This window comes from Streptococcus sp. CCH8-C6 (genome assembly GCF_001557225.1).
GTDB classification, from domain to species: Bacteria; Bacillota; Bacilli; order Lactobacillales; family Streptococcaceae; genus Streptococcus; species Streptococcus sanguinis_C.
The window spans coordinates 1-26,517 of the sequence record NZ_LSJN01000005.1; the positions used below are offsets into that span (position 1 = coordinate 1).

At 43.4% G+C, this 26,517-nt stretch carries 30 protein-coding genes; 7 read left to right on the top strand and 23 right to left on the bottom strand.

Annotated elements, in window-relative coordinates; translation table 11 throughout:
* Positions 1-8: 8 nt before the first annotated feature.
* The gene (locus AX677_RS00100; RefSeq protein WP_049547906.1) at positions 9-554 is read left to right on the top strand and encodes a biotin transporter BioY; all 546 of its coding nucleotides are present in this window, start codon (positions 9-11) and stop codon (positions 552-554) included.
* Positions 555-578: 24 nt separating this feature from the next.
* Here AX677_RS00100 and AX677_RS00105 read toward each other — a convergent pair whose 3' ends face one another.
* Positions 579-791 (bottom strand): YdbC family protein, encoded by a 213-nt coding sequence (locus AX677_RS00105; RefSeq protein WP_002897227.1) that lies wholly within the window; start codon positions 789-791, stop codon positions 579-581.
* Between the two features lie 90 nt (positions 792-881).
* Here AX677_RS00105 and AX677_RS00110 point away from each other — a divergent pair, with 90 nt between their 5' ends.
* Positions 882-1,238 (top strand): hypothetical protein, encoded by a 357-nt coding sequence (locus AX677_RS00110; protein ID WP_002897226.1) that lies wholly within the window; start codon positions 882-884, stop codon positions 1,236-1,238.
* Positions 1,239-1,264: 26 nt separating this feature from the next.
* Here the strand turns inward: AX677_RS00110 and AX677_RS00115 are convergent, their stop codons facing one another.
* The 3 genes from AX677_RS00115 to AX677_RS00125 all read right to left on the bottom strand — a co-directional run bounded on the left by AX677_RS00115 (position 1,265) and on the right by AX677_RS00125 (position 4,107).
* Positions 1,265-1,588, bottom strand: coding sequence for a CHY zinc finger protein (locus AX677_RS00115; RefSeq protein WP_060975740.1), 324 nt, complete (start codon positions 1,586-1,588; stop codon positions 1,265-1,267).
* 74 nt (positions 1,589-1,662) lie between these two features.
* Positions 1,663-2,949, bottom strand: coding sequence for a U32 family peptidase (locus AX677_RS00120; protein ID WP_060975741.1), 1,287 nt, complete (start codon positions 2,947-2,949; stop codon positions 1,663-1,665).
* Between the two features lie 228 nt (positions 2,950-3,177).
* Positions 3,178-4,107, bottom strand: coding sequence for a peptidase U32 family protein (locus AX677_RS00125; RefSeq protein ID WP_060975742.1), 930 nt, complete (start codon positions 4,105-4,107; stop codon positions 3,178-3,180).
* A gap of 130 nt (positions 4,108-4,237) precedes the next feature.
* Between AX677_RS00125 and AX677_RS00130 the strand changes: the two genes are divergently transcribed.
* Entirely contained in the window at positions 4,238-4,540 is a 303-nt protein-coding gene (locus AX677_RS00130) for a DUF3270 domain-containing protein (protein ID WP_004192830.1), read from the top strand.
* Between the two features lie 113 nt (positions 4,541-4,653).
* On the opposite strand, the gene AX677_RS00135 is transcribed toward AX677_RS00130, so the two are convergent.
* The 10 genes from AX677_RS00135 to AX677_RS00180 form a co-directional block, all read right to left on the bottom strand.
* Positions 4,654-5,136 carry a YtxH domain-containing protein gene (locus AX677_RS00135; RefSeq protein WP_004192831.1) on the bottom strand — a complete coding sequence of 161 codons (483 nt, stop codon included), beginning with the start codon at positions 5,134-5,136 and terminating at the stop codon, positions 4,654-4,656.
* A gap of 15 nt (positions 5,137-5,151) precedes the next feature.
* Positions 5,152-5,550, bottom strand: a complete 399-nt coding sequence (locus AX677_RS00140) for a DUF948 domain-containing protein (RefSeq protein WP_049553294.1) — start codon at positions 5,548-5,550, stop codon at positions 5,152-5,154.
* A 58-nt stretch (positions 5,551-5,608) separates the two neighbouring features.
* Entirely contained in the window at positions 5,609-6,394 is a 786-nt protein-coding gene (lgt, locus tag AX677_RS00145; protein ID WP_002909314.1) for a prolipoprotein diacylglyceryl transferase, read from the bottom strand.
* On the bottom strand, positions 6,387-7,322 hold the full coding sequence (gene hprK / locus AX677_RS00150; protein WP_060975743.1) for an HPr(Ser) kinase/phosphatase: 936 nt from the start codon (positions 7,320-7,322) through the stop codon (positions 6,387-6,389). The genes lgt and hprK overlap by 8 nt, the downstream gene beginning before the upstream one ends.
* 137 nt (positions 7,323-7,459) lie before the next feature.
* Complete coding sequence (locus AX677_RS00155) at positions 7,460-7,951, bottom strand: NUDIX domain-containing protein (RefSeq protein WP_060975744.1); 492 nt, start codon at positions 7,949-7,951, stop codon at positions 7,460-7,462.
* 47 nt (positions 7,952-7,998) lie between these two features.
* Entirely contained in the window at positions 7,999-8,433 is a 435-nt protein-coding gene (locus AX677_RS00160) for a hypothetical protein (protein WP_060975745.1), read from the bottom strand.
* A gap of 12 nt (positions 8,434-8,445) precedes the next feature.
* Entirely contained in the window at positions 8,446-8,934 is a 489-nt protein-coding gene (locus AX677_RS00165; RefSeq protein WP_060975746.1) for a hypothetical protein, read from the bottom strand.
* Positions 8,935-9,005: 71 nt separating this feature from the next.
* Positions 9,006-9,281 (bottom strand): PspC domain-containing protein, encoded by a 276-nt coding sequence (locus AX677_RS00170; RefSeq protein WP_032907817.1) that lies wholly within the window; start codon positions 9,279-9,281, stop codon positions 9,006-9,008.
* A 139-nt stretch (positions 9,282-9,420) separates the two neighbouring features.
* A complete protein-coding gene (locus AX677_RS00175; protein WP_004192856.1) occupies positions 9,421-9,858 on the bottom strand; it encodes a SprT family protein in 438 nt (145 codons plus the stop codon).
* Positions 9,845-11,977: a Tex family protein gene (locus AX677_RS00180; protein WP_060975747.1), complete on the bottom strand. Its 2,133-nt coding sequence runs from the start codon at positions 11,975-11,977 to the stop codon at positions 9,845-9,847. The genes AX677_RS00175 and AX677_RS00180 overlap by 14 nt, the downstream gene beginning before the upstream one ends.
* A 178-nt stretch (positions 11,978-12,155) precedes the next feature.
* Between AX677_RS00180 and AX677_RS08860 the strand changes: the two genes are divergently transcribed.
* The 4 genes from AX677_RS08860 (at position 12,156) to zwf (ending at position 15,645) form a co-directional block, all read left to right on the top strand.
* Positions 12,156-12,293 carry an SPJ_0845 family protein gene (locus AX677_RS08860; RefSeq protein ID WP_002897213.1) on the top strand — a complete coding sequence of 46 codons (138 nt, stop codon included), beginning with the start codon at positions 12,156-12,158 and terminating at the stop codon, positions 12,291-12,293.
* Complete coding sequence (locus AX677_RS00185; protein WP_002903147.1) at positions 12,290-13,195, top strand: permease; 906 nt, start codon at positions 12,290-12,292, stop codon at positions 13,193-13,195. Before AX677_RS08860 ends, AX677_RS00185 begins: the two co-directional genes overlap by 4 nt.
* Positions 13,192-14,010: a TIGR03943 family protein gene (locus AX677_RS00190; RefSeq protein ID WP_060975748.1), complete on the top strand. Its 819-nt coding sequence runs from the start codon at positions 13,192-13,194 to the stop codon at positions 14,008-14,010. Before AX677_RS00185 ends, AX677_RS00190 begins: the two co-directional genes overlap by 4 nt.
* A 174-nt stretch (positions 14,011-14,184) precedes the next feature.
* Positions 14,185-15,645 carry a glucose-6-phosphate dehydrogenase gene (gene zwf, locus AX677_RS00195; protein ID WP_060975749.1) on the top strand — a complete coding sequence of 487 codons (1,461 nt, stop codon included), beginning with the start codon at positions 14,185-14,187 and terminating at the stop codon, positions 15,643-15,645.
* A gap of 49 nt (positions 15,646-15,694) precedes the next feature.
* On the opposite strand, the gene ftsY is transcribed toward zwf, so the two are convergent.
* From ftsY to yycF, 9 genes are all read right to left on the bottom strand, one after another.
* Complete coding sequence (gene ftsY / locus AX677_RS00200; protein ID WP_060975750.1) at positions 15,695-17,215, bottom strand: signal recognition particle-docking protein FtsY; 1,521 nt, start codon at positions 17,213-17,215, stop codon at positions 15,695-15,697.
* Between the two features lie 3 nt (positions 17,216-17,218).
* Positions 17,219-18,037, bottom strand: a complete 819-nt coding sequence (locus AX677_RS00205) for a Cof-type HAD-IIB family hydrolase (protein WP_060975751.1) — start codon at positions 18,035-18,037, stop codon at positions 17,219-17,221.
* Positions 18,037-18,831, bottom strand: a complete 795-nt coding sequence (locus tag AX677_RS00210) for a Cof-type HAD-IIB family hydrolase (protein WP_060975752.1) — start codon at positions 18,829-18,831, stop codon at positions 18,037-18,039. Before AX677_RS00210 ends, AX677_RS00205 begins: the two co-directional genes overlap by 1 nt.
* Position 18,832: 1 nt before the next feature.
* Positions 18,833-22,369 (bottom strand): chromosome segregation protein SMC, encoded by a 3,537-nt coding sequence (gene smc, locus AX677_RS00215; RefSeq protein ID WP_060975753.1) that lies wholly within the window; start codon positions 22,367-22,369, stop codon positions 18,833-18,835.
* Positions 22,360-23,058 (bottom strand): ribonuclease III, encoded by a 699-nt coding sequence (rnc, locus tag AX677_RS00220; protein ID WP_002913383.1) that lies wholly within the window; start codon positions 23,056-23,058, stop codon positions 22,360-22,362. Before rnc ends, smc begins: the two co-directional genes overlap by 10 nt.
* 121 nt (positions 23,059-23,179) lie before the next feature.
* Positions 23,180-23,539 (bottom strand): DUF454 family protein, encoded by a 360-nt coding sequence (locus AX677_RS00225; RefSeq protein ID WP_004192874.1) that lies wholly within the window; start codon positions 23,537-23,539, stop codon positions 23,180-23,182.
* A 91-nt stretch (positions 23,540-23,630) separates the two neighbouring features.
* A complete protein-coding gene (locus AX677_RS00230; RefSeq protein ID WP_060975754.1) occupies positions 23,631-24,431 on the bottom strand; it encodes an MBL fold metallo-hydrolase in 801 nt (266 codons plus the stop codon).
* 9 nt (positions 24,432-24,440) lie between these two features.
* Complete coding sequence (vicK, locus tag AX677_RS00235; protein ID WP_002899938.1) at positions 24,441-25,790, bottom strand: cell wall metabolism sensor histidine kinase VicK; 1,350 nt, start codon at positions 25,788-25,790, stop codon at positions 24,441-24,443.
* Entirely contained in the window at positions 25,783-26,484 is a 702-nt protein-coding gene (gene yycF, locus AX677_RS00240; protein WP_002894937.1) for a response regulator YycF, read from the bottom strand. Before yycF ends, vicK begins: the two co-directional genes overlap by 8 nt.
* Positions 26,485-26,517 lie beyond the last annotated feature (33 nt).

Consider the following 26,517-nt stretch of genomic DNA (forward strand, 5'->3'; position numbering starts at 1 on the left):
TACTATTTATGAACAAGAACAAAGCATTTCTTCTTGCCCTCCCAGCTATCGGAGCTGCCTTCCTAGCTGTCCTATCCCAATTAACTATTTCCATTGGCCCCGTTCCCATCACGCTGCAGACTTTTGCTGTCGGTTTGATTGCAACGATTTTCAAACCTCGCGAAGCAGTTTTGTCAGTCTTTATTTATCTGCTGCTGGGAGCTATCGGCCTACCGGTCTTTGCTGGAGGAAGTGGTGGTTTCCAGGCTCTCTTTGGCCCTAGCGCCGGCTATCTCTGGTTCTACTTACTCTTTGCCTTTGTGACATCCAGTCTGACCCATAAGGACAGTCCTTTCTATATGGTTTTTATAGCCAATGTATTGGGTGATGCTCTCGTCTTTGTCGGTGGTATCTTAGGACTGCATTTCTTGGGAGGATTTGATTTCTCTAAGTCGGTCGCGGTTGGACTAACTCCTTTTATCCTGCCTGATTTGCTAAAAATGGTTGTCATCACCATCATCAGCATTCCTATTTTTAAGAGTCTGAAATTTCATCCCTACTTTTCAGAGAAATAGAAAAAACTGATAGAGCTTTCTCTATCAGTTTTTAAATGCATCCACGAGAACTTGGAATTCTTCATTAGAAAGTGTAATTCCCTTGCCCATTTTGCTGTGGTCTGGACTCCAAGTCCGAATATCATACTTAGCTGGTGCTCCATTAAAGCTAACGCGATTAAGCTCCTTAGTCCAGCCCTTGTCATTTTCAGATAGGACCAGAAGTTTTTCTTCGATTTCGAATGTAAATTCAGCCATATTTCACCTCTTGTTTTATTTTCCAACTAATAATTCGTAAAAGAATTTTCAATTTAGGGAATTTTGTTATATAATATATTGTAACAAGTTATGGAGATTTTAGCTATGAAAAAATATCTCGAAATGATTTTACAAAGAGCCAACGAATTTATCAGTGGCAAAAAGAATGAACAAGGACCAGAGGACAGCGGCCGCATTCTGCGTACCATCGAGCTAGCTCTGCGAAAACAATCTGGTGTCCACGTTATCTTTCTGGATAAAAGCTTCACTGGCGATATTGTTAAATACGATCGCGAGCGCCAGCAGCTGATTATCAAAAATTTCAAGAAAAGTATGACCACTATTATCCGCGTGCAGGACATCAAGCGAATCAGCCTCGTCCCCAATAATATCCGTGAAGCCCAAAAGAAAGACATTCGCATCACTAACCGTCGTTTCAAAAGATAACTCTTCTATCCAGCTGGATGGAAGAGTTATTTGTTTATCTGAAAATAAATTGAACGATGCTTCTTGCATTCTGGATTAAAAGGATGAGCACAGAAAGGGCAGGCATCCTCACAGCCAAGGTACTGAGAAATAGTCAGCTCCGTCCTGCAATGACCACAGAGAACTACTCGATCTTTTGACCGACTCATAGGATAGGCCAGAAAAGCATGGTCTTCGTAGCGGTCATGACAGAGAAAACAAGGATAGTATTTCTGACAAGCAAAGCACTTAAGAGCTATGACATCTCTCTCACTGTGATAATGCTGGCAGCGAGTCTCCTCATCAAGAATATCTCCGTAAACCTGAATCATGCTATTTCCTCTCTGATAACCTCTATTCATAAAAATGGCTTTTAGATTTTAAAAAGCCACCTATGAATATAAGATTAAGCTCGGACGGTCACGCTAGTGCCATCTTCCTTGTATAGATTAATCAAGCCTTCCTTTCGAGCCCGCACCATATCGCCAGCCTCTACAGGCTGCTCCAAGTGAATGGTCAGAAGCTCCATCGGATTAGGAGCTCGATCAATTTTGTTACCATCAGCATCACGAAGATCTGTTACAAAGGTTTCAAAATGACGAAAGCCCGGTCCATAAAACTCAACCTGATCTCCTTCATGGATAACATTTCGCTGACGGATAGTCGCTGTCTGACTATCTGCGTCATAAGCTACTACTTCTGCTACAAATTTGTATTCCGGAATCTTGCGTCGCGCTCCGAAAAGCTGCTCATTCTCAGTTGGAGTATGATAGTAGAATCCCGTTGCCAATTCGCGTTGAGCAACCTTCCACATCTCATCAACCAAGTCCTGCTTGATAGCTTCAAACTTTTCAGGACTTTCTAGATAAGCGTTCACTGCTGCTTTATAGCAGTTAGTCACAGTGGAAACATAATGAATGGACTTCATCCGTCCCTCAATCTTCAAGCTATCCACTCCATTTTCAATCATGTCTGGTATGCGGTCAATCATGGACATATCAACTGCGGACATAGAAAATTCTTCTGGAACTTCACCCTTCAAGCTCTTACGTTCTTGACCAAAAGGCATGTCGTAGAGGTCGTATTTCCAACGGCAGGATTGCGAGCAGCCTCCACGATTGGCATCGCGCATACTCATATGGTTGGATAATGTACAGCGTCCAGAGTAGGAAATACACATCGCTCCATGAACAAAGGCTTCTATTTCAACGTCAGTCCGTCGGCGAATTTCAGCCAGCTCAGCCATAGAAACTTCGCGAGCTAGGACAACACGAGTCAGTCCTAGATTTTTCCAGAACTCCAGCGTTTCATAGTTGGTCGCACTAGCCTGAGTTGACAGGTGGATTTCCAGACCAGATGCTTCTGATGCTGCAATAGCAATCAAAGCCGGATCTGAAACAATGACAGCCGCAATCCCAATGTCCCGCAAACGGCGGAACCACTCACCAGCTCCCTCTTCATTCCCCTCGTGCATGACCATATTGGCCGCGACATAGACCTTGGCACCATAACTAGCCGCAAACTGAACCCCTTCTTCCATCTGTTCAAAGGTAAAGTTCCCAGCCCGGCTGCGCAGACCATAGGCTTGTCCGCCAATAAAAACAGCATCTGCTCCATATCGAACAGCTACTTTTAGCTTTTCCAAAGTACCAGCAGGTGACAACACCTCTGGTCGTTTTAACTTTCTTGCCATCATTTTCTCCTATTTGCAATATAAAAGTGTTGATGTCTAATCCTTATTATTTTATAGTAATTTACCCCTAAAAGCAAGGTTCTTTGAATTATTTTCACAATTCTAATTTTTAGATTATTCGAATTAATTCAAAAAAATAGTTTGAAGCATTTATTTTTTACTCATGTTTTATAAATCTCATTTTTGTTCACAAAAAAGAACTCCTAAAAAGAGTTCTCGTTTCTAAATTTATTTTACCATATCAGGGTCATAGTCATAAAATCCTGTATCAAGAAAACGATTTTTCGGATGCAGTTTATGAATCGCCTCATCCAGCACAAAGGCATGGTCTGAGCTAAACTTGCCTGCTTCAATCAAATCTCTCGCCTCTACAAAAATCTTTGCAATCTCGACAAAGTTGTGACCAGGTGTGTAGAGACCTTCCAACTTCCAGTTGCAGAAGCCATGGTCAACCAATTCTATCAGCTTGGTCATCAAATCCAAGTCATTATTGGCAAAAATATGAGTACCATGATTGTCCTCAAAAATCGAGTAATGGCTCTGCGGATCGCTTGGTTCTGCCAGAAAAAGATCTCGTTCCCGTGTCTTTTCATCATCGATATGAGTGAAATTATAGTAATTCTGCAAAAGAGGACGCTTGGAGTGATGGATGACACTAGCTCCGTAAACCAAGACTTCAGCAGGAATTTCCAGAATTTCTGGCATCTTAAAAAGCTCAGCAGAAGGAATCTCACGCGCTAGGACAGCTTCTGAAACTCCAGCGTTCTTAGCCCAAAAGTTAATCTGACGGCTGCTTGTAACCATGGTCGAGGCATCGTAAATAGTCTTTAATTTATAGCTATCTCGCTGCAGCACATAAAAAACACCAGCATCCCCAACGGTAATATAATCTGCCCCAATCTCCTGCAAAAAATCAAGGTAGGGCTTAATATTATCCATCATTTCCTGATGCATGAGCGCGTTTACTGCAACGGTCAACTCTTTTCCTGCTTGGTGAACTAAGTCAGAAATTCGATTTAATTCGTCTAAACTAAAATTATGAGGCAAACGAAGGCCATAATTTTTCTCACCGACATAAATTCGATCGACATTTGCTTCTAAAAGTTCCTCAACTTGTTCTATACTTTCAGCTGTTGCTGTAATAATTATCTTTTTCATACAACCATTATAGCAAAAAAATATAAAGGAGAAGTTCTTAATTCGAATTTATTCGTTTTGTAACACTTTTGTAACATTTTGAATAAGCAAAAAATGGTAGAATTAAGGGGTACTGTAAGGAGAGAGAATTATGCCCGTAAGAAAATATCAACAATATGACGATCCAACTGACTACTACTATCAAGAAATTGAATCTGAACAAACTCCACTTTATCAGGATTACCTCCCTGAAGCGGATTACTCACCAAAATTAAGTGAACTCTTTTTCTTCGTGAATATTGCTGTTTTTTGTGTCTTGACAGTTTTGTTTAGCTTCTTATTCTTGAGTTTAAAAATGAATACATTTATGTCCTTCACTTTAGCCATTGCTTCTAGCCTGATTAGCATTCAATCTTATCGCCTATTCGCAAAAAAACGCCAAACTAGCAAATAAACCAACCTTGTGATTCTACGATTTTAAAATATTAAAATGAAACCGAAGAAGTTTTACCTCTTCGGTTTAGTTTTCATTCTAACAAAGAAGACTAGCAAAATTGCTAGTCTTCTTTATTTTTCTTCTTGACTATCTTTTTCAACAGCCTTTTCTTCTTGTCCTTCTGTCACTTCTGCTCCGAAGTCAATGATGATTTCTTCTGAAGGTTCCTCTTCTTCCTCTTCGAAGATCACAGGTTCTTCCTCAGCAAAGCTGCTTTCTTCTTTATCAAATTTTTCTTTGATTTCGTTAAACCTATCTTGCGAATAGTCCACGACTGACTTGGTCGTTTCTTTGACAGATTCGATGACTGTTTCAGCTGTAATCTCGCCTTTCTCAACTTTTTCTTTGGTTTGTTGAATTGCGCTGACAGCTTGATTTGAAAAATCTTTAGCGGACTGAACAACAGCTTCGTGGATATCATCAGGATTTTCTTGGTATTCCTTAACAAAATCCCGAACCTTATCTGTAGTTTCCTTTCCTTTCTTACTGGTTAGAAAATAGGCAGCTGCTGCACCTGTAATGGCACCCAATAATAGTGATGAAAATTTTCCCATGGTAGACCTTCTTTCTTATTTTTTAAACAATTTTGAAGCAAAACGCAAAGCAGACAAACCAGCTGTAGTTTTGACGGTTCCTTTACCAGCTGACACCGCTTTTTTACTCAGCGTACGCGCCTGAACGTTTAAATCTGAAACAGACTCAGACAGGTCCGCCACAGCTGTAAACAAAGGATCAATAGTTGCAACTTTTTGATTGATGTCGTCAGTCAAGACATTGACCTTGGCCAGCAGATCATTGGTTTGGTGAAGTGTCACGTTGACATCAGAAGTCAAGACCTTGATGGTGTTTTCTGTTTCATCTAGCATCTTACCAGCTTTTTCGCCCAGATTTTTGACTGTTATCGTCAAGTAAATCACGAAGATAATAAGGGCAACCGCCAGTAAAGAATAAGCAATTTCAATTATCATATTTCTCTCCTTTCATCGCTGACATCTCTTATGAATGAGTCAACGGATCTATTATTTCTTATTCTTGGTAATAAGGGGCTTGCTTTTTTCTTTGGTAAATGATGATGCCTATTCCAACAAAAATAAGAATCAGCGACAGCCATTGGGAAACACGCAGACCAGCAAACATGAGACTGTCCGTCCGCATCCCCTCAATAATCATCCGACCAAATCCATACCAAATTAGATAGAAGGCAGCGATTTCTCCCTGTCTCAGCAACTTAGGTCGACGGCGAAGAACAATAATCAAGATAAAGCCAATTAGGTTCCATACAGATTCATAGAGGAAAGTTGGCTGTCTGTAGCTACCCTCTATATACATATTTTCCCGAATAAAGCTAGGCAGATAGTCCAAACTCTTAACTGCCGCACCATAGGCCTCATGGTTGGCAAAATTTCCCCAGCGCCCAATACTTTGAGCAATCATCACACTTGGTGCTGCGATATCTAGAAAATCAACTGGGTGAATCAGCCTTCTCCGACAGAAGAAATAGAGAACGATAGCACCAGCTATCAGCCCACCGTAAATCGCAATACCTGCTATTCCACCATTCCAAAAATCAATGATTTTTATCAGATTCTTACCGTAATAATCCCATTCAAAGGCCACGTAATAAAGCCGGGCCCCCACGATGGCTACGGGAAAAGCTACTAGGATAAAATCCAAAATATCATCAGGAATAATCTTCCGACGTGGAGCTTCTTTCATGGCAAGATAAACGGCTAAAACTAAGCCTGTGACAATACAAATAGCATACCAGCGAATACTGATAGGTCCTAGTTGGATAGCTACTGGATCAATCATGTTTCACCTCATTCCGGCTAATTAAATCGGTGAGGCGCTCTTCAAATATCTTTGTAGCATCATAGCCCATTTGCTTAGCTCGATAGTTCATCGCTGCAGCCTCAATCACGACAGAGATATTGCGACCAGTCTTTACAGGAATCCGAATACGTGGAATTCTGACACCGGCAACCTCCAGCTCTTCAGCATTATTTCCCAGCCGATCAAATGTTTTGAGAGTATCGTAATTCTCCAAATAAACAGCTATCTGAACTTGAGAAGAATCTTTAACTGCACTGGCTCCGTATAAGCTCATAACATCTATGATACCAACACCACGAATTTCCAATAGATGTCGCAGGATTTCAGCTGGCTCTCCCCAAAGTGTCATTTCATCCTTAGCATAGATATCCACTCGGTCGTCCGCAACCAAACGATGGCCACGCTTAACCAATTCAAGCCCTGTTTCACTTTTACCAATTCCGCTGTCCCCTTGGATGAGAACCCCCATGCCATAGATATCCATCAAGACACCATGAACACTGGTTCTCTCAGCCAGTCGGGAATCAAGGTAGCTGGAAATTTCTCCAGACAAGCGACTAGTAGAGGTTTTACTTCTGAGAATTGCAATCTGCTTCTCATCAGCTGCCTTAACCATTTCTTCAGGAATCTCTAAGTTTCGAGCAATGATAACCACCGGTGTTTCAGGTTGAAACATTTTCAATAACACTTGATGGCGGTTATGCGAGGTCATTTTCATTAGGTAAGACCATTCCTTCATTCCAATCAGCTGTATTCTCTCGGGTGTATAAAAATCAAAATATCCAGTCATTTCAAGTCCTGGGCGGGAAATATCAGAGGTTGCTATTTCTTTTTCTAGTAAACTTTCGTCTCCACATACCTGAGACAGACGGGATATTTTTAAGAGGTCTTTAACCTTTACCGACATTGTCTTCTCCCTTCAAATTTTTCTGCTTCTATTATAGCAAATTTTCATCCCAAAAGAATCCTTAAGATTGATTTTAGAACGAAAAAATATTTTGATTTAAATCAACTTTTATTGAAAATAGAAAAACAACCGCGATATCAATCGATTAGGCTGCTGAGAATTTTCTTTTGGTTATTAAAACATGGATGGTTTTCTACAAAATCTGGGACCTCTTTCAGAGGCAACCAGACATGAGCATCTGTTTCGCCTTCCTGATAGCGGACTTGACTCTTATCGCCAGACACAACCACTTCAAAATAGTCGAAATGGCACTGGTCTTTGATAGAGCACACCTGCTCCAAAAGTCTGATGCTGTCAGGAACCAGGCCTGTTTCCTCTTTTAATTCACGTAGTGCAGCAGTCTGACTATCCTCTCCAGCCAGCACACTCCCTCCTGCTCCGAACTCATAGTAGCCAGGATAGAGACTTTTATTTGCTGTCCGCCGCATAAATAAAATATCACCATCCTGATGGCGAACCAAGACATTAACACATAGATGAAACTGTCCTTCAGGAATTTTTTCTCCTCGAACTAAGAGATGAGGGAGTTGATTTCGATTTAAGTCATAGGCATTCCAAATTTCTGTCATATTTCCTCCTTGAATAAATGCTTAGGATTTCGTTGAATTTGCAAGGTTCAGTCTATTTCAATTTGAGATATAGATCGCTTTTTATAGTTAGAAAGGTTGATTGAATGAGCTATAGAGTACACGATTGTATTTGAAACTAGCATACCAAAAATATAAAATAGGCTGTTAGGAAGGGAGCTTATAATTATTTGGAAACCTCCAACAAAACCATAAATTACGAGACATAGAACTGGCAGAAATAAGATAGATATAAGTCCTACTAAACGCTCTGAACTTTGCTCCGGGGATAATACTTTCAAGAAAAAGAATAAATTCCACAAACCAAATGGAAATGCTAGAATACCTATAAAGAAAACAAAGAAGCTAGCATATCCTCCTGCTACCATGCCCGCTGCAAAAATAAGAACTATATGTAGAATTAAACTAATAATCAAATAGAGGAAAAATTTCCATAAATACACCGATAAAGAAAATTGTTTCATAATACTGCCTTTCTAATCTTCAAAATGATCTGATAAATCAAGGGACTCAGCCTTTTCCATTTGTTTAGCCATATGTAGCTGCTCACGTGCCTTTTTGATAGAAAAGGCTAAAAAATAAAAGAAAGTATTGACTAAAAGACAAACGAATAATATTGGAATCATGCTTTTAAAGCTATTGATCCCATTACTTAGACCATCTTCATAAGAACTATCCAAAAAGAAAACAGAAACTGCAATAAAAAGCGGATGCATGAAAATAGATAGTAGCAAAACACTTTTTTTCAAAGATTGACTAATTGGCGGTGTAAACAGAAAGAAGAAAAAATTCAAAAAGCCATAGCCAAAAATCATCATCCCTAGAAAAGACACTAACAGACTAGTACCATAGTTAAACTTAAAGAGAAAAGCTAGAAGACCAAGTCCTCCAAAACTCACAATATATGACAGAATAATATAAAGCAAGAACTTGAATGCATACCGTATGATTGAAAACTTTTTCATAAAATCATTCTCTCCTCTTCATCTAGTAAAAAATCGGGAGTGCATCCCGAAATTTTCTATTTTATTAAGAATTACCAAAACCAGCCGTCTTTATCGTCTTCGATAGCTTCTGCTTCTTTTCGTTTGCGTGGACCAGTTCCGTACATTTCTTCTTCTATGTCTTCTTTATAAGGCATAACCATAGCTAGCAGGATATAGATGAGAATTCCCAAGCCGAAATTGACCACAGTAAAGATAATAAAGAGGAAGCGCACTAGGCTCAGATCAAAATCAAATTTATCACACAGACCGGACAAGACACCGGAAATCAGTCGATTCTTTTTCAACTTATAGAATTTCACGTTCATGATAGAGACCTCAATGATCATATTTACTTTATTCTACCACATTTCACAGAAAAACAATCGGGCCAAAGGCTGATTATACCTTAGAAAATTCATTCTTTTGAAAAAAGAGAGTTCTTCAAGGAACTCTCTTGCTAATCTATCAAGCTTTCTCTGATAAACAGAGCTTGCCCATACAGCGTCCGCAACGGTATTTTTGAAGATTGACTCTGCGTCTGCGACGGATAAGTGCTCCGCAGCTCAGACATTCATAGATGAGAAGGGATTGCGAATCTGACAATGAGGGGGCGTAGCGCAGACCATCAACTAGCTTGAGCAGGTCTTTAAAATCTCTATCCCCATGGCGGTATCCTTTACCCTGATAATATAGGTGATAGTGAGCCAGCTCATGGCGAACAATTTTTCGGAAGGTCTCCAACCCAAAAGTTTCATAGATTTTTGGATTGAAATCCAGATGACCATCTTTAGGAAAGAAGCGTCCCCCTGTAGTGCGGAGACGCTTGTTCCAATAAGCTTGGTGGCGGAATTCCCAGCCAAAATCCTCAGCTGAAACCCGCTTGACATAGTTAGTTAGATTCATTTGGTGCTATCAGAGAGAGGTTGACCTTCTCCCGCTCCACATCCAGTTTATCCACCCAGACGGTCACCAAGTCACCAACAGATAGGACCTGACTAGGATGCTTGATATAGTCAGTGCTCAGCTTGGAAATATGGATAAGACCGTCTTCGTGGATACCAATATCCACAAAGGCTCCGAAATCGACGACATTGCGGACGACCCCTTCCAGCTTTTGACCGATGCGCAGGTCCTTGATATCCAAGACATCCTGCCGCAGAACTGGCGCGTCAAAGGAATCACGCAAATCTCGGCCAGGCTTGAGCAAATCAGCAATAATATCTTTGAGGGTTTCTTCTCCCAAGCCTAGCTCTGCAGCCAAACTAGCAGTCTGAACAGCTTTTAACTTAGCTTGGGCAGCTTCATCCAAACTGCTGATTTCCAGACGCTTAAAGAGCTCCTCCACAGCCTTATAAGACTCTGGGTGAACGCCTGTATTGTCTAGTAGGTTATCACTTTCAGGAATACGCAGGAAGCCGGCTGCTTGTTCAAAAGCCTTTGCGGCCAGACGCGGCACTTTCTTGATGGCTTCACGAGACCGAATCAAACCTTCTGTTTCCCGATATTTGACAATATTTTCTGAAATAGTCTTATTGAGACCAGCTACATGGGCCAGCAGGGCAGGACTGGCGGTGTTGATATTGACTCCGACCTGGTTGACCACGGTATCCACGACAAAGTCCAGACTTTCAGACAGCTTTTTCTGGCTGACATCATGCTGGTACTGACCAACCCCGATAGACTTAGGATCTATCTTAACCAACTCTGCTAAAGGATCCTGCAGACGGCGGGCAATGGAAATAGCTGAGCGCTTTTCAACAGTCAAATCTGGAAATTCATGACGAGCTAGTTCACTAGCAGAGTAGACAGATGCTCCGCTTTCATTGACGATGACATAGCTGACAGTTGGATGGGATTTCAAAACTTCTGCTACAAAAGCTTCACTTTCTCGGCTGGCAGTTCCGTTTCCGATGGCAATGATTTCCACGCCAAACTGCTCAATCAGCTCCGATAACTCTTTCTTAGATGCTTCAATCTGAGCTGGCTTTGCTGGCGCTACTGGATAAATAACATAAGTCGTCAGCATCTTGCCTGTCGCATCAACAACAGCCAGCTTAGCCCCTGTTCGAAAGGCTGGGTCAAAGCCCAGTACTACGCGACCTTTGAGAGGAGCGATTAGGAGAAGATGGCGGAGATTATCTGAGAAGAGCTGAATCGCTCCATCCTCAGCCACCTCAGTCAGCTCGGTCCGAATACGGCGCTCCATGGCTGGAATGATTTTCTTTTTGACTGCTTGCTGGACAGCTTCGATAATATAGGCATTTTTCACCTTGAAACGTACTTCAAAGAAGCGCAGGATCTTCTCGAGATTGTGCTCAAAACCAACCTTGAGAATACCTAGCTTCTCACCACGATTAAGAGCCAGAGTCCTGTAGCCTTGCATAGTCTCTACTTTTTCAGAAAAATCATAATAAATCTGGAAGACCTGCTTTTCATCCAAATCACCATCTTTGAGACTGGACACGATAAGAGAATTGGTCTGCATCTCATGGTAGGTCCAAGCCCGTAACTTGGTGTCTTCAGAAATTGCTTCAGTCAGAATATCCACTGCTCCAGCTAGAGCAGCTTCTGCTGTTGGAAAGACTTCACTAGTAAGTTTCTCAGCTTCTTCCTGCAAGTTAGCCGCATCCTGTAGAATGAAGCGGGCCAAAGGAAAGAGACCTGCTTCACGCGCAATCGTAGCCTTGGTACGGCGTTTCTTCTTATAAGGAAGATAAAGTTCTTCCACATCAGCCAGCTTTTCAGCAGACTCAATCTCAGAGCGAAGAGCATCCGTTAATTTTCCCTGCTCCTCAATCTTAGCTAAGACCGTCGCTTTACGTTCTGCCAAGGCAGTCATGCTTTTATCTAGGTCAATGATTGCCTTAATCTCGACCTCATCCAGATTTCCTGTCATTTCCTTACGGTAACGAGCAATAAAAGGAATCGTATTTCCTTCAGCGGTCAGATCTAGGACTTGTGATACTTGGCTTTCTTTAAGACCCAATTTCTGGGCAATTTTTTCAATATTTATATTTTCCATAACAATCCTATTATATCACAAGTGCTTTGAAAGATAGGCCTTTTTAGAACTATTTAGTACTATTTGTACAAAAAAATTTAGGGTAGATTAACGACAAAGAACCTCTTATGTTTCAAAATTTCATTTTTTGATAATTGGTAGTATAATAGAATTATTATTTTAGAAATGAGGTGCCTTTATGGCTGTTAAATTTACTAGATCAGACGATTTGGACAAGATGTTCGAGGAGTTTGCGACCCTGCCCAAGATGGAAAAGGTAGAGTTCCCTGAGGAAGACAAGAAAAAATCTAAAAACGAGAAGGATAAGAAAGAATGAGCTTCTTCTCTCAGCTACCGGCCAGTGTCCTGCAAGCTGGTGCCATCTTTCTCTCTATTATCATTGAAGCCCTGCCTTTTGTCTTGATTGGAAGTATCATTTCTGGCTTTATCGAGGTGTATGTCACGCCAGACAAGGTTTATCGTTTCCTACCCAAGAACAAATGGGCTCGGATTTTCTTTGGAAGCTTGGTTGGTTTTGTCTTCCCCTCTTGCGAGTGCGGAATTGTTCCCATTATAAATCGGTTTCTTGAAAAGAAAGTTCCCAGTTACACGGCTGTGCCTTTTCTGGTAACGGCTCCAGTCATCAACCCCATCGTGCTCTTTGCGACCTACTCAGCCTTTGGTAATTCCTTCCGAATGGCTCTGCTTCGTGCTTTAGGTTCTATGGTCGTGGCTGTTCTTTTAGGGATTTTTCTGGGCTTCTTTGCAGACAGCAATATTCAAAAAGAAAATCGCAAGGCTCTTCATGAGCATGACTTTTCACATCTCAGTAAGGGACAAAAGCTTTTTCAAGTCTTCGTTCAAGCTATTGATGAATTTTTCGATACAGGCCGCTATCTAGTCTTTGGCTGTCTCTTCGCCAGCCTGGTCCAAGTCTATGTGCCAACCAGAATCCTGACCTCCATCAGCTCGACACCAGCTGTTGCTATTCTCCTACTCATGCTACTGTCCTTCCTGCTCTCACTTTGCAGCGAAGCTGATGCTTTCATCGGGAGCTCCTTGATTGCTAGCTTCGGCTTATCGCCAGTCTTAGCTTTCTTGGTCATTGGGCCTATGCTAGATGTCAAGAATCTGCTGATGATGAAAAACTACTTTAAGACACGCTTTATCTGGCAATTTATCAGCCTGGTTACCGTCGTCGTCTTTCTTTACTCTTGGCTTGTGGGGGTGGTGCTATGATTCGATTTCTAATCTTAGTCGGCTACTTTGAGATTACCATGTATCTACAGCTGACGGGCAAGCTTAATCAATATATCAATCTCCACTATTCCTATCTGGCCTATCTATCCATGATTCTATCTTTTATCTTGGCAGTTGTGCAGCTCATCATCTGGATGAAGAAGATGGAGGTCCACAGTCATTTAAATACTCGCTGGGCCAAGTTAGGCAGCGTGCTACTCCTAGTCATTCCGCTTTTTGTGGGAATTTTCTTTCCAACTGTAACCTTGGATTCGACAACCGTTTCGGCCAAAGGATTTCATTTCCCGCTGGCTGAGGGAACTTCATCTGCTATTCAGCAGGACGAAGGCACAACCAGCCAATACCTGAAGCCGGACACTAGCACCTACTTTACCAAAGGGGCTTACGAAAAAGAAATGCGGGCAGCCGCTAAGAAATATGTCAAGCAAGATACCATTCAGGTCACGACTGAGAACTACATGGAAATCATGGAGGTCATCTATGATTATCCCGACGAGTTTGTAGGGAAGACGCTGGAGTTCACCGGATTTGTCTACAATGATCCCAGCGACCAGAAGAGCCAATTTCTCTTTCGCTTCGGTATTATCCATTGTATCGCCGACTCAGGTGTCTATGGCCTCTTGACGACTGGAAATACCCAGCATTTCGAGAATAATACCTGGATTCATGCCAAGGGGAAAATTGCCATGCATTACCATAAAAGTCTGGGACAAAGCCTGCCAACTCTAGAAGTTGAAAGCTTTGATAAGGTAGAAAAACCGGAAAATCCTTACGTTTATCGGGTATTTGAATAAAGAAAACGAGGCTGGCACAATCGTGTCTTAGCCTCATTTTTTATCTTTGAATATGTTTCAAGCAGCGGTCAATTTCTTTCTATTTGTCTCCCTTTTCAGAAACCGAATTTCTGAATACAATCTTTAGAAAAATTGTGATAAAATAGAGACATCATTTAGAAAATAGGTATCAGGATGTCTTCAAAAGTTATTGTAACAATTTTCGGAGCCAGCGGTGACTTGGCCAAAAGAAAACTCTATCCATCCCTCTTCAGGCTCTATAAGTCTGGCAATCTTTCCAAGCATTTTGCAGTCATTGGAACAGCCCGCCGGCCTTGGAGCAAGGAGTATTTTGAGTCTGTCGTTGTCGAAGCAATCGCTGATTTAGCTGACAGTCCAGAGCAAGCCCAAGAGTTTGCCAGTCACTTCTACTATCAAAGTCATGATGTGCAGGATACCGAGCACTACATTGAACTGCGCAAGCTTCAAAACCGACTCAATGAGCAATACCAAGCTGAGCACAATAAACTCTTCTTCCTGTCCATGGCACCCCAATTTTTCGGTACCATTGCCAAACACCTCAAGTCTGAAAACATCGTAGATGGCAAAGGATTTGAACGTCTGATTGTCGAAAAACCTTTCGGAACAGACTTGGCAACTGCCAGCCAACTTAACGAAGAACTCTTAGCAGCCTTTGATGAAGAGCAGATTTTCCGTATTGACCATTATCTAGGCAAGGAAATGATTCAGAGCATCTTTGCTATCCGCTTTGCCAATCTTCTCTTTGAAAATATCTGGAATCGTGACTACATTGACAATGTCCAGATTACCTTTGCAGAAAAGCTAGGTGTCGAAGAACGTGGTGGCTACTATGACCAGTCCGGTGCTCTACGCGATATGGTTCAGAATCATACCTTGCAGCTCCTGTCACTCTTAGCTATGGACAAGCCGAAAAGCTTCAGCAAAGAGGACATTCGGGCAGAGAAAGTCAAAGTTTTTGAACGCTTGGTACAGCCCGACAAAGATGACTTAAAACGCTTCTTTATCCGCGGTCAATATAAGTCTGGCACGGTCAAAGGTAAGAAATACATCTCCTACCGGAGTGAGCCTAATGTCAATCCTGACTCCATGACTGAAACCTTTGCTTCAGGAGCTTTCTTCGTAAATAGCGAGCGTTTCCGTGATGTTCCATTTTTCTTCCGAACTGGTAAACGCCTCACTGCAAAAGGCACTCTTGTTAATATTGTCTTTAAGCAGATGGAGTCTATCTTTGGTGAGGAGTTAGCACCAAATGTTCTGACCATTCATATCCAGCCGACTGAGGGCTTCTCTCTCAGCATGAATGGCAAAGAGGTCGGCGAGCGCTTCAGCTTGGCTCCTCTCTCTCTGGACTATCGAACGGACGCAACAGCTAGTGGTGCTTCCCCTGATCCTTACGAAAAATTAATCTTTGACGTCCTTAACAATGACTCAACCAACTTCAGCCACTGGGATGAAGTCCGCTCCAGCTGGGAGCTGATTGATCAGATTGAAGAGCTATGGCGTAGCAACGAAGTGCCTCTTCATGAGTATCCTGTCGGTTCTATGGGACCAGATGCTTCCTTTGAACTCCTTAGAGAATTTGGAGCTGACTGGCAATGGTCTCCAAACAAATAAAATTTAAAAATTGTTCATAAAAAACCAGTACTCGTACTGGTTTTTTGTTTTATACCAAGCCTTCAAGCAGGCCTTTCATAAAGTTCTCTGAGTTAAACTCACCGATATCATCAATCTTTTCTCCAAAGCCAATCAGCTTCACTGGAATATCCAATTCCTGACGAATGGCTAGTACAACCCCACCTCGAGCTGTTCCATCAATCTTCGTCAGTACAATTCCTGTGACTGGAGTGATTTTAGAAAATTCTTTAGCCTGAACCAGAGCATTCTGACCAGTTGAAGCATCGAGAGCTAGGAAAGTTTCATGTGGTGCTTCTGGATCCACCCGCTTAATAATGCGGCCAATTTTCTCCAGCTCTGCCATGAGATTGTCCTTATTTTGCAGGCGGCCAGCCGTGTCAATCATAAGAACATCAACCTGCTCTGCCTGAGCACGCTCCATACCGTCATAGACTACGCTGGCAGGATCACTCTTCTCTGGACCAGTCACTACAGGAACATCTACACGACGACCCCATTCAGCCAGTTGAGCTACTGCTCCCGCTCGGAATGTATCTGCTGCTACCAACATGACTTTCTTGCCTTGTTGTTTGTACTTATAGGCTAGTTTACCGATAGAGGTCGTCTTACCGACTCCGTTGACCCCAACAAAGAGCATGACAGTCAAACCGTTTTGGAAATTGATTTTTTCATTAAAGCGGCCATCTTTCTCATAAATGTCCACCAATTTTTCAATAATCAGCTGGCGCAGAGCAGCTGGTTTTTTAGCATTTTCCAGACGTGCTTCATAGCGTAGTTCCTCAGTCAGACTGGAAGCCACCTGCACCCCTACATCACTAGTGATGAGCAGCTCTTCCAAGTCTTCGAAGAACTCTTCATCTACTGAGCGGAAATTGGCAAAGAAGGCATTGAGCCGTGCTCCAAACCCTGTCCGAGTCTTCTTTAGGCTGCGGTCATATTTTTCCTGAGTGGATTCCTCTTGAGGAAGTTCTGCAGGCTCTTCTGTAGCTGCTGCTTCTGATTCTTCAGCAACATCATCTGCTTGATCGACCTGTTCTGATTCTGCTAGTGGTTCAGTTTCTATTTCTAGCTCGACCTCATTATTTGAATCAGTTACCACCTCGTCATGAGAAACAGCTTCATGCTCAATATGAGATGATGCTTCATCCGACAGCTTTGCTTGTTCAACAACTTCTTCTACCGTTTCGTCACTGCTTTCAGGCTGGTGCTCTTCTAAAGTTTCTTCAGTCTGAGTTGCTCCTTGAGCCACTTCTTGATTTTCTGCAATAATTTCTCTTTCATGCTCTGGCTCCTTGCTTTCTTCTTGGATAGCTTGAGATGCTGGCTCTTCAACATCAGCCAAACTATCTTTTGTATCCGAAATTTGGTCATCAAGTTGCTGCTCGTCCTGATAGGACTGAACAGCTTCCGCTTCAAGATTCTCTCCTGCTTCTGGAACAGGCGCTGTTTCTTCTTCAAGCTCGCCAATGTTTTCCAATGCTTCCTTTACAACTTCTTCGATAGGCGGTTCTTGCTTTTTTCGGCCGAAAAGGCGGTCAAATAATCCCATCGGCTAATCCTCCTTTAGTACATATTCTTCAATAGCCCAAGCCACTGCATCCTCATCATTAGTCATAGGTGTTACCACATTGGCTGTTTCTTTGACGATGGCTACTGCATTCTGCATGGCCACTCCCAGACCAGCCCACTCAATCATAGACAGATCGTTGGCTTCATCACCACAGGCCATGACCTGACTTCTCTCAATGCCTAAATGGGCAATCAGTTTCTCCAAGCCATTAGCCTTATGAACATTTTTAGGGGACCACTCCAGCAGCATTTCTCTAGATTTGAAAATTTCATAGCGCTCAAATAATTCTGGAGAGATTTGCTCAATAGCCGCATCCAGTGGTTCTTGAGCATAAGCAGTGACACATTTATTGTAAGTCTGCTGGCTGGATAAGTCGCTGAAATCAACAGGCTCAAAGGTCAGAGCAGGATTGAACTGAGCATAAAGCGAATCTTGATCGGATTGAATCTGATAGACAAGTCCTTCACAGATAGCATCAAGCGGTATGTGGAGCTTGTCTGTTTCCTCATAAATCCGAGCTACATCATCATAAGAAAAGACCGTTTTATCAAGGATTTCTCCAGTGTTACGCTGAACAAGACCACCATTAAAAGTAATGGTGTACTCATCCTCTCGACCGTCTGTCCCCAGCTCATGCAGGAAAAAGTCCATGGCCTTAAGGGGACGACCAGTAGTCAAAACTACCTTAACACCCTTATCCTGAGCTGCTTTTAGAGTTGCTAAATTCCGCTCAGAAATCTTCTTGTCTGAATTCAGAAGAGTCCCATCCAAGTCCAGAGCAATCAGTTTTATATCTGCCATTATAATCCCTCCATGTAAGTGATAACCGACTGAGCATCATGGTGGCCGATGACTTCCTTGGCGACTTCTAAAATCTCAGGGCGAGCATTTTCAGTCGCAATCGGATAGCCAGCCACCTGCATCATGTGCAAATCATTGAGATTATCACCAAAGACCATAACCTGAGAGAGATCTATGTCTAGCTTCTTGGCCAGCTCGACAATGGCAACCCCCTTATCGACATGGTCCAAAACGATGTCAATGGACTTGAAGCCAGTCGTCATAGCCTTAACTCCATCGATATTTTCATTGACCCAAGCCTCACCTGCTGCGACTTGGTTCTCAGCAAAATTGGTCGTAAACTTGAAAATTTCATCGTCAATATCAGCCAAGCTAGCTACTTTTTGAATATTTTCATTATAATGAGCACTGAAAGAAAGATAGGTCGGATCCACAGTCTCCAAGACATAGCAGGCACGTTTGCCCGTTAGAAGCAGCTCATTGACATTGACATAGGGAGATTCCTGCAGCTTGTCAAAAACATTGAGATAAAAATCCTGAGGCATGGTCGCTTCATAGAGATCCTCGCCGTGAAATTCCACTAAACTGCCGTTTTCAGCAATAAAAATAATCTCATTGCGCACTTCCTCAAACAGCTTTTCCAGCGACAAGAGGCCGCGTCCGCTAGCCACGGCAAAATACATACCTTTTTCCTTGAAGCGAGTCAAAACTTGCTTGAGACGATCCATTTCAAACTGACCTTTACTGTCCAAAAAGGTGCCGTCCATATCCGTTGCTACTAATTTTATACTCATTTTACATACTTTCTAAATCTTTTAACTTGACCGAGACAATCTTGGAAACCCCAGATTCCTGCATGGTAACTCCATAAATAGAGTCTGCAGCTGACATAGTTCCCTTACGGTGAGTGACCACGATGAACTGACTGTCCTTGTCAAATCGATTGAGATAATCCCCAAAGCGTTTAACATTCGCCTCGTCCAGCGCTGCTTCCACCTCATCCAAGATGACAAAAGGAATGGTCTTAACGCGGATGATAGAGAAGAGCAGAGCTAAAGCCGACAAGGCCTTCTCGCCACCGCTCATCAGATTGAGCGACTGGATCTTCTTGCCCGGTGGCTGTACGGAGATTTCTACACCAGCAGTCAGCAAGTCTCCCTCCGTCAATATCAGGTCTGCCGAACCACCGCCAAACATCTGACGGAAAGTCACCTTGAAGCTTTCACGAATGGCTTCAAAGGTTGATTTAAAGCGTTCCTTGACTTCGTCATTCATCTCTTCAATCGTCTCTAAGAGCAGATTTTTGGCTGATAGGACATCGTCTCGTTGCTCGTTGAGGAAGCTCAAACGGTTGCTGACTTCTTCAAACTGCTCAACTGCTTCCAGATTGACTGGACCTAAAGCTCGAATGGCTTTTTCCAGATCCTTAACCTGACTTTCAGCAGCTGGTAAACTTTCTAACGGACGAGCCTGGCTGCTTGCTTCATCAAAGCTCATTTGATAGTCATCTGTCAGATTGCTTGCCAGACGGCGCATGACATCCATGAGCTTATCCTTTTCTGCCTCTGCCTTGGCCTGCCGGCGAATCAATTCTTCATTTTGATGGCGGGCTTGCTCCAAACGACTGGCAATATCGTCAGACTGACCTTCTAAATCTTCAAGCTCAAATTTCAGACGAATCAGTCTTTGATCTAGCTCAGTCTTTTCTTGCTTGGCTGTCTCTAATTGCTCTTCCAGGATTGTAATATCCACTTTCTGCAAGCTGGACTGCTCCTTTTGCTCCATCAAGAGTTCCAAGGTCGCCTGCTCTTTTGCAAGGCTGGCTTTTTCCTCGGACAGACGCTCCAAGTCATTCTTTTCAAAACGTTGGTTGGAGGTCAACTCTGTTCGCTGGAGCTTGAGTTCAGCTAGACGAGAGGAAAGCTTGTCAAAACGAGCCTGAACTGCATCTTTGTTCGACTTAACCTGCTCTATTTCTGCAGTGATGTCTGCTTTTTCTTGCTCAATCTCAGTCAAGCGGGTCTGCAGTCGGTCTTTCTCTTCTGAAATATCCAAAGCAGATTGACCAGCCAACTCCTGTTCCTGTAGATTTTTCAGACTTGTGAGCTCTTCTACACGCTTGGCTAACTGTTCATAGGCCAGATTAGCCTTTTGCTCAGCCAAGCGAGCCTGCTCACCGTCTGTCTTGATTTGTTCCAATACCTGCTTGGCCTGACTTAGCTGGTTTTGCAGAATTTGCACCGCTTCTTCCTGCTCTTTCAAGCTGGCATTTTTCTGCTTAATCTCCTCAAGCAAAGCATCTAGCTCCGGCTTGATAAAGATGGTATTGTTATTGCGGTTGGCACCACCAGCATAAGAACCGCCAGTCCTAAGCTCTGTTCCATCCAGAGTCACCATGCGAACCTGATAGCGCACTTGGCGAGCTGCTGCTCGGGCATGCTCCACTGTATCAAAAATAGCGGTCGTTCCCAGCAGATTTTGAAAAATGCTGTCTAATGAAGATTCATAGCTGACCAAGGAAGAAGCCAGTCCCAGAAAACCAGCACTTTTTTCAATCGTAGCACGGTTATGGTCAGGCAGCTGACGCGGCTTGATGGTTGTTAAAGGCAGGAAGGTTGCCCGGCCAGCCCGATTTTTCTTCAGAAATTCGATAGCCCGAGTGGCAGCCGCCTCATTTTCTACGATGATATTCTGACTGCTGGCTCCCAACGCAATTTCCAGCGCTGTCTGATAGTGGGGATCGAAGCTAAGCTTTTCGCTAACTGCTCCAACAATGCCACCTAGACGGCCAGCTTCCTGCAGCACACTCTTGACCCCAGCATAGAAATTGCTGTGATTTTTGAGAATGGCTTCCAAACTATTAGAACGTGCCTGCTTGTTTTTGAGGTCGTCCAAAAGCTCAAACATCTTAGTCTGCTGATGCTTATAGTCAGCCTCTAGCTTCTCTACCAACTGGATCTGACTCTGGTAATCTGCTAGTAGATTCTTGAGGGCTTGGCGAGCAATTTCTAACTCCTCCAAACCAGCTTGCTCCTGAGTCTGGCTAGCCTCCAAATCAGCCTGCAGCTTAGCATAGTCTGCTTTCTTACTCTCAGCCAATTTAAGCTCGCTAGCCAGCTGGCTCTCCAGAGAAGTCAAGTCATTAGAAAGATTTGCATCTTCCTGCATGAGCTTGACATACTGCTCACGCAGATGCTCAATCAGCTGATCTGGATCATCTGAAAAGTCTGCTAATTCTGCTTCCAAAGCAGCGATAGACTGCTCATTGTCACTCAGTTTGGCAGCTATTTGGCTCAATTCAGCCTGCTTGTCTTCTATGTTGCTTTCTATCTGAGCCAGTTTTTCTGACAGAGCAGCCAAGCGTTCTTCATTTTCCCGACGGCTCGTCGCTGCCTGGCTGGACTCCAACTTAGAAAGGTCAATCTGACGCTCCAAATCACTGATTAAGCGGGTCAATTCCAGCAAACTAGCTTGATCATCAGACAAAGTTTGATTGAGCTCATGGCGCTTGGCCTTCAAGGTTTGGTTTTCAACTTCCAGCTTATCGCGCTTGCTATAGTAGGCTGCCAGCTCCTGCTGGATATTCGTTAAATCTTCTTCAGCCTTGGTCAACTTTTCCTTATTAGCTGTCAGCTGAGCGACCAAAACATCCAAGTAAAGCTCTCGGCGCTGGCCATCCAGACTCAAGAAACGCTTAGCAGTTTCAGCCTGTTTCTCCAATGGCTTGACCTGGCTCTCCAGCTCGTAGATAATGTCTTCCAGACGGTCCAAATTATCCTGAGTTTGACTAAGCTTGCTTTCCGTTTCCTTACGACGTGTCTTATACTTAAGCACTCCAGCAGCTTCTTCAAAAATTGCCCGGCGTTCCTCTGGCTTGCTGTTAAAGATTTCCTCAACCTTCCCTTGGGAAATGATGGAGAAGGAATCTCGTCCCAGCCCAGTATCCATGAAGAGATCGTGGACATCGCGCAGACGGACTTTTTTGCCGTCAATCTTATACTCACTATCACCGCTGCGGTAAATGTGACGCTCCACCCGAATCTCATTGGCAGCATCCTTGATAAATTGGTCGCTGTTGTCCAGAACCACTACCACTGATGCGTAATTAAGGGGCTTGCGGGTTTCTGTTCCCGCAAAAATCACATCGGGCATCTTGCCGCCCCGCAGACTTTTCACACTGGACTCTCCCAAGGCCCAGCGCAGGCTCTCCGTAATATTGGACTTGCCGGAACCGTTTGGCCCAACAACCGCAGTCACTCCCTGATCAAAGACAACTTTAGTCTTGTCAGCAAATGACTTGAAGCCCTGAATTTCAATTTCCTTTAAAAACATGAAGAACTTTCCTTTTCAAATGCGTTTTTAGCAGCTTCCTGCTCGGCCAGCTTTTTAGAACGCCCCTGGCCTTGACCGGACTTGCGGCCATTGATAAGAACAGCCACCTCGAAATTTTTGGCATGAGCCGGCCCTGTCTCAGAGACGACCTGATAGGCAATTTCCACATCACCATTAATCTGCAGCAACTCTTGCAGCTTGGTCTTATAGTCCGTCACCCGCTCAAAATCTCCCGCTTCCACCTTGGGAATCATGACTTGGTAGAGAAAGCTTTTGACTGCTTCCACACCCTTATCTAAGAGCAAGGCGCCTAAAAAGGCCTCGAACAAATCTCCTAAAATCGTATCACGATTCCGGCCGCCAGACTTCTCCTCACCGCGTCCCAGCTTGATAAAATGATCAAACTGACAATCACGGGCAAAGCCTGCCAGGCTCTCCTCCCGAACAATCATGGAACGCAGCTTGGACAAGTCGCCCTCTGGTCTCTTAGGATACTTGGTATAAAGATACTCCGAAATAATCAGTTGCAGAACAGCGTCTCCTAAAAATTCCAAGCGCTCATTGTGTGAAATTTTTAAGAGGCGGTGCTCATTGGCATAGCTCGTATGAGTAAAAGCCGTTTCCAACAAGGTCTCATCAGAGAAAACCAAGTCAAACTGCTCCAGCAATGCTTTTTTCAAATTTTCCATTACTATTTTACATCATGCTGACTTCAGTCAGATAAGCAGCATGATACCTTTTCCTTTCCAAAGATATACAGTCTCTATTATAACAAAAAACAGGCGCAAACGCACCTGCTGACAGTGATTTCTATTCCTTGTCCGGAATTACTTTAAACAAATAATAGGTGATAAAAATGGTCAGACCCAACAGTCCAATCTTAACCCAAATAATAGGCGCTAGAAAAATGGAAATCCCCATCAAGATATAGATGGAAACGATAATCTTTTTCTTACGCTCCTTGGCAATCGTTCCCGTCTCTCGAAAATCTGCCACATAGATTTGGTACATCTTTGTATGATAGAGCCAATTCTCAAAGCGCTTGGAACTGCGCGAAAAGCAGGCGATGGACAAGAGAAGAAATGGTGTCGTTGGTAGGAGAGGTAGAAAAATCCCCAAAACTCCTAACCCTAAAGATAAGAGACCTACCACAAAGTAAATTGGTCGCATACAAGCTCCTTTGCAAAATAAAACCGTTACTTTTTAAATATATAATGGATACCGCACTAGAGCAATAAAACCAAACCTTTCGGTCTGGTGTTTAAATACTCGTCAAAGGTGTCGCGGTATCCGGTGAGGTATCATAGATCTGGAAGTCGTGGCCGACTGCCATATCGGCTTGAGCCAGTTGATTGACCATGGTCATGTGAGCTAATTCCTTGATATTATTTTCCTTACTGAGATGTCCCAGATAGATTCGCTTGGTGCGATTGCCTAGAGTCCGAATCATGGTCTCCGCACCGTCTTCATTGGACAAGTGACCCATATCCGACAGAATCCGCTGCTTAAGGCTCCAAGGATAAGCGCCGCTGCGAAGAATTTCAATATCATGGTTGCTCTCAATCAGGTACCCGTCGGCATTTTCGATAATCCCAGCCATCCGGTCACTGACATAGCCCGTATCCGTCAGCATGACAAAGCTTTTGTCATCCTTCATGAAGCGGTAAAATTGCGGACAGGCTGCGTCATGACTGACACCAAAGCTCTCCACATCCAAGTCTCCAAAGGTCTTGGTCTTGCCCAATTCAAAGATATGCTTTTGACTAGCATCCAGCTTGCCCAAATCCTTTTCCATAGCCTTCCAAGTGGACTCATTAGCATAAATATCTAAATGATACTTGCGAGCCAATACACCAACACCATGAATGTGATCCTTGTGCTCATGAGTCACTAAAATAGCATCCAAATCCTCAGGCTTGCGGTCAATTTCGCCCAGCAAGCTCGTAATTTTCTTGCCTGATAAGCCAGCGTCAACCAGAATCCGCTTTTGATCTGTTTCCAGATAGAAACAGTTACCGCTTGATCCTGACGCCAGAATACTGTATTGAAATCCTTTAGTCATGTTTACTTTCTATATATCATCTTCATTATCCCAGTCGTCATCCCGAACGCCATCATTCTCATAAGGCAAGACAATGGTAAAGGTCGAGCCCACACCATACTCACTCTTAGCCCAGATAAAGCCCTGATGCTGCTTGATAATTTCCTTGGCAATAGCCAGCCCTAGACCCGTTCCACCCTGTGCACGGCTGCGTGCCTTGTCCACTCGATAAAAGCGGTCAAAAATCTTAGGCAAGTCTTGTTTGGGAATCCCCAGTCCCTCATCTGCAATCGAGAGAATCAACTGCTCATCAGTTGTCTTGATGGAAACAGTAATGGTTCCACCATCTGGTGAATACTTGATGGCATTGTTCATGATATTATCAATCACCTGGGTCAGCTTATCTGTATCAATCTCCACCCAAATCGGTGTTATAGGATAATCACGGATAATCTCATATTTCTTAGTTTCGTCTTGATTTTTTATCTTGTCAAAGCGATTGAGGATAAAGGTGATAAAGGCCGTGAAATTCGTCAGCTCCACTTCCAGATGGCTGGTCTCGTTGTCAATGCGTGACAGACTAAGCAAGTCCGTCACCATCCTCATCATGCGGTTGGTTTCATTGAGCGATACCTTGACAAAGTCTGGCGCTACTGGCTCAGACAAGGCTCCCTCATCCAGGGCTTCCAGATAGGACTTAACACTGGTCAGCGGAGTCCGCAACTCATGGCTGACGTTAGAGACAAAGAGGCGACGCTCCCGCTCTTCCTTGTCCTGCTCGGTCGTATCATGCAAGACAGCTACCAAACCAGAAATGAAGCCCGACTCCCGCCTTACCAAGGCAAAGCGAACCCGTAAGCTCAAGTACTCACCATTTTCATCCTGAGAATCAATCGTCAGCTCAGGAACATTGGTAATCAGATCCCGCAAATCATACTCGTCTGAAATCGAAAGCAGATCCAAAATACTCATATTTTGGACCTCATCTCTCTTAACTCCCAACTGCTTGGTTGCCATATCGTTGATAGTGATAATCTGCCCCCGGCGGTTGGTCGCAAGCACGCCATCTGTCATATAGGACAGGATACTGGAAAGGCGTTTTGTTTCTTGCTCAAGGTTTTCATGTGTCAGTCGAATGACCTCTGAAAGATCATTGATACTGTTGGTCATATCTGTGATTTCCGGACTTCCCTGCATGTCCAGCACTTCAGAATAGTCCCCTGCAATCAAATCTTTAACCTTCTGATTAAGCTGTACAAGCTTTTGGTTATCGCGGCGATTTTCCAATAAAAGCAAGGCAACAACTACAATGAAGCCGATAATAATGATTGCAAAGACAAAATCCGCAGAAATCACAAATTGTTTAATTGCTTCAATCATTATTTCTCATATAGTAGCCAACTCCGCGGCGAGTCAAGATATACTCAGGTCGGCTTGGCGTATCTTCAATCTTTTCACGCAGGCGGCGAATGGTCACATCCACTGTACGGACATCGCCAAAATAGTCATAGCCCCATACTGTTTCCAGCAAGTGCTCACGTGTCATCACCTGACCGATATGTGTCGCCAAATGATGAAGAAGTTCAAACTCGCGGTGGGTCAGCTCCAGCTCCTTGCCATGCTTCTTAGCAACAAAAGCATCTGGCAAAATCTGCAGTTCTCCAATGGTCAACTCGTTCGGGCCACTTTCTTCTACTTGATTTTCCACAACAAGGTCAGCCCGACGAAGAAGTGCCTTGACCCGCGCCTGCAGCTCACGATTTGAGAAAGGCTTGGTCACATAGTCATCTGCACCAATTTCAAGACCGATAACCTTGTCAAACTCACTGTCCTTAGCAGACAATACAATAATCGGCACATTGCTGGTCTTGCGAATAGTCCGAGCAACTTCCAGTCCGTCCACTTCTGGCAGCATCAAGTCCAGAATCAAGATGTCTGGCTGTTCTGCTTCAAACATTTCCAAAGCTTCCTTGCCATCAAAGGCAGTCAAAACCTCATAGCCTTCCTTGGCCATATTAAACTTAATAATATCTGAGATTGGTTTCTCATCATCTACAACTAATATTTTCTTCATATGTTCACCTTAACATAAGATTGGGATTCAATC

Bases quoted from the DNA above. Each gene is read 5' to 3' on its own strand.
- AX677_RS08860 (WP_002897213.1), top strand. From the start codon at position 12,156: ATGGCTGTTAAATTTACTAGATCAGACGATTTGGACAAGATGTTCGAG.
- AX677_RS00120 (WP_060975741.1), bottom strand. From the start codon at position 2,949: ATGGCAAGAAAGTTAAAACGACCAGAGGTGTTGTCACCTGCTGGTACT.
- AX677_RS00205 (WP_060975751.1), bottom strand. From the start codon at position 18,037: ATGGCAGATATAAAACTGATTGCTCTGGACTTGGATGGGACTCTTCTG.
- AX677_RS00125 (WP_060975742.1), bottom strand. From the start codon at position 4,107: ATGAAAAAGATAATTATTACAGCAACAGCTGAAAGTATAGAACAAGTT.
- rnc (WP_002913383.1), bottom strand. From the start codon at position 23,058: ATGGAAAATTTGAAAAAAGCATTGCTGGAGCAGTTTGACTTGGTTTTC.
- AX677_RS00130 (WP_004192830.1), top strand. From the start codon at position 4,238: ATGCCCGTAAGAAAATATCAACAATATGACGATCCAACTGACTACTAC.
- zwf (WP_060975749.1), top strand. From the start codon at position 14,185: ATGTCTTCAAAAGTTATTGTAACAATTTTCGGAGCCAGCGGTGACTTG.
- AX677_RS00180 (WP_060975747.1), bottom strand. From the start codon at position 11,977: ATGGAAAATATAAATATTGAAAAAATTGCCCAGAAATTGGGTCTTAAA.
- vicK (WP_002899938.1), bottom strand. From the start codon at position 25,790: ATGATTGAAGCAATTAAACAATTTGTGATTTCTGCGGATTTTGTCTTT.
- AX677_RS00140 (WP_049553294.1), bottom strand. From the start codon at position 5,550: ATGATAATTGAAATTGCTTATTCTTTACTGGCGGTTGCCCTTATTATC.
- AX677_RS00210 (WP_060975752.1), bottom strand. From the start codon at position 18,831: ATGAGTATAAAATTAGTAGCAACGGATATGGACGGCACCTTTTTGGAC.
- smc (WP_060975753.1), bottom strand. From the start codon at position 22,369: ATGTTTTTAAAGGAAATTGAAATTCAGGGCTTCAAGTCATTTGCTGAC.
- AX677_RS00185 (WP_002903147.1), top strand. From the start codon at position 12,290: ATGAGCTTCTTCTCTCAGCTACCGGCCAGTGTCCTGCAAGCTGGTGCC.
- ftsY (WP_060975750.1), bottom strand. From the start codon at position 17,215: ATGGGATTATTTGACCGCCTTTTCGGCCGAAAAAAGCAAGAACCGCCT.
- AX677_RS00115 (WP_060975740.1), bottom strand. From the start codon at position 1,588: ATGATTCAGGTTTACGGAGATATTCTTGATGAGGAGACTCGCTGCCAG.
- AX677_RS00135 (WP_004192831.1), bottom strand. From the start codon at position 5,136: ATGGGAAAATTTTCATCACTATTATTGGGTGCCATTACAGGTGCAGCA.
- AX677_RS00165 (WP_060975746.1), bottom strand. From the start codon at position 8,934: ATGAAAAAGTTTTCAATCATACGGTATGCATTCAAGTTCTTGCTTTAT.
- AX677_RS00190 (WP_060975748.1), top strand. From the start codon at position 13,192: ATGATTCGATTTCTAATCTTAGTCGGCTACTTTGAGATTACCATGTAT.
- AX677_RS00225 (WP_004192874.1), bottom strand. From the start codon at position 23,539: ATGCGACCAATTTACTTTGTGGTAGGTCTCTTATCTTTAGGGTTAGGA.
- hprK (WP_060975743.1), bottom strand. From the start codon at position 7,322: ATGTCGGTAAAGGTTAAAGACCTCTTAAAAATATCCCGTCTGTCTCAG.
- AX677_RS00110 (WP_002897226.1), top strand. From the start codon at position 882: ATGGAGATTTTAGCTATGAAAAAATATCTCGAAATGATTTTACAAAGA.
- lgt (WP_002909314.1), bottom strand. From the start codon at position 6,394: ATGATTGATCCAGTAGCTATCCAACTAGGACCTATCAGTATTCGCTGG.
- AX677_RS00155 (WP_060975744.1), bottom strand. From the start codon at position 7,951: ATGACAGAAATTTGGAATGCCTATGACTTAAATCGAAATCAACTCCCT.
- AX677_RS00230 (WP_060975754.1), bottom strand. From the start codon at position 24,431: ATGACTAAAGGATTTCAATACAGTATTCTGGCGTCAGGATCAAGCGGT.
- AX677_RS00100 (WP_049547906.1), top strand. From the start codon at position 9: ATGAACAAGAACAAAGCATTTCTTCTTGCCCTCCCAGCTATCGGAGCT.
- AX677_RS00170 (WP_032907817.1), bottom strand. From the start codon at position 9,281: ATGAACGTGAAATTCTATAAGTTGAAAAAGAATCGACTGATTTCCGGT.
- yycF (WP_002894937.1), bottom strand. From the start codon at position 26,484: ATGAAGAAAATATTAGTTGTAGATGATGAGAAACCAATCTCAGATATT.
- AX677_RS00175 (WP_004192856.1), bottom strand. From the start codon at position 9,858: ATGAATCTAACTAACTATGTCAAGCGGGTTTCAGCTGAGGATTTTGGC.
- AX677_RS00160 (WP_060975745.1), bottom strand. From the start codon at position 8,433: ATGAAACAATTTTCTTTATCGGTGTATTTATGGAAATTTTTCCTCTAT.
- AX677_RS00105 (WP_002897227.1), bottom strand. From the start codon at position 791: ATGGCTGAATTTACATTCGAAATCGAAGAAAAACTTCTGGTCCTATCT.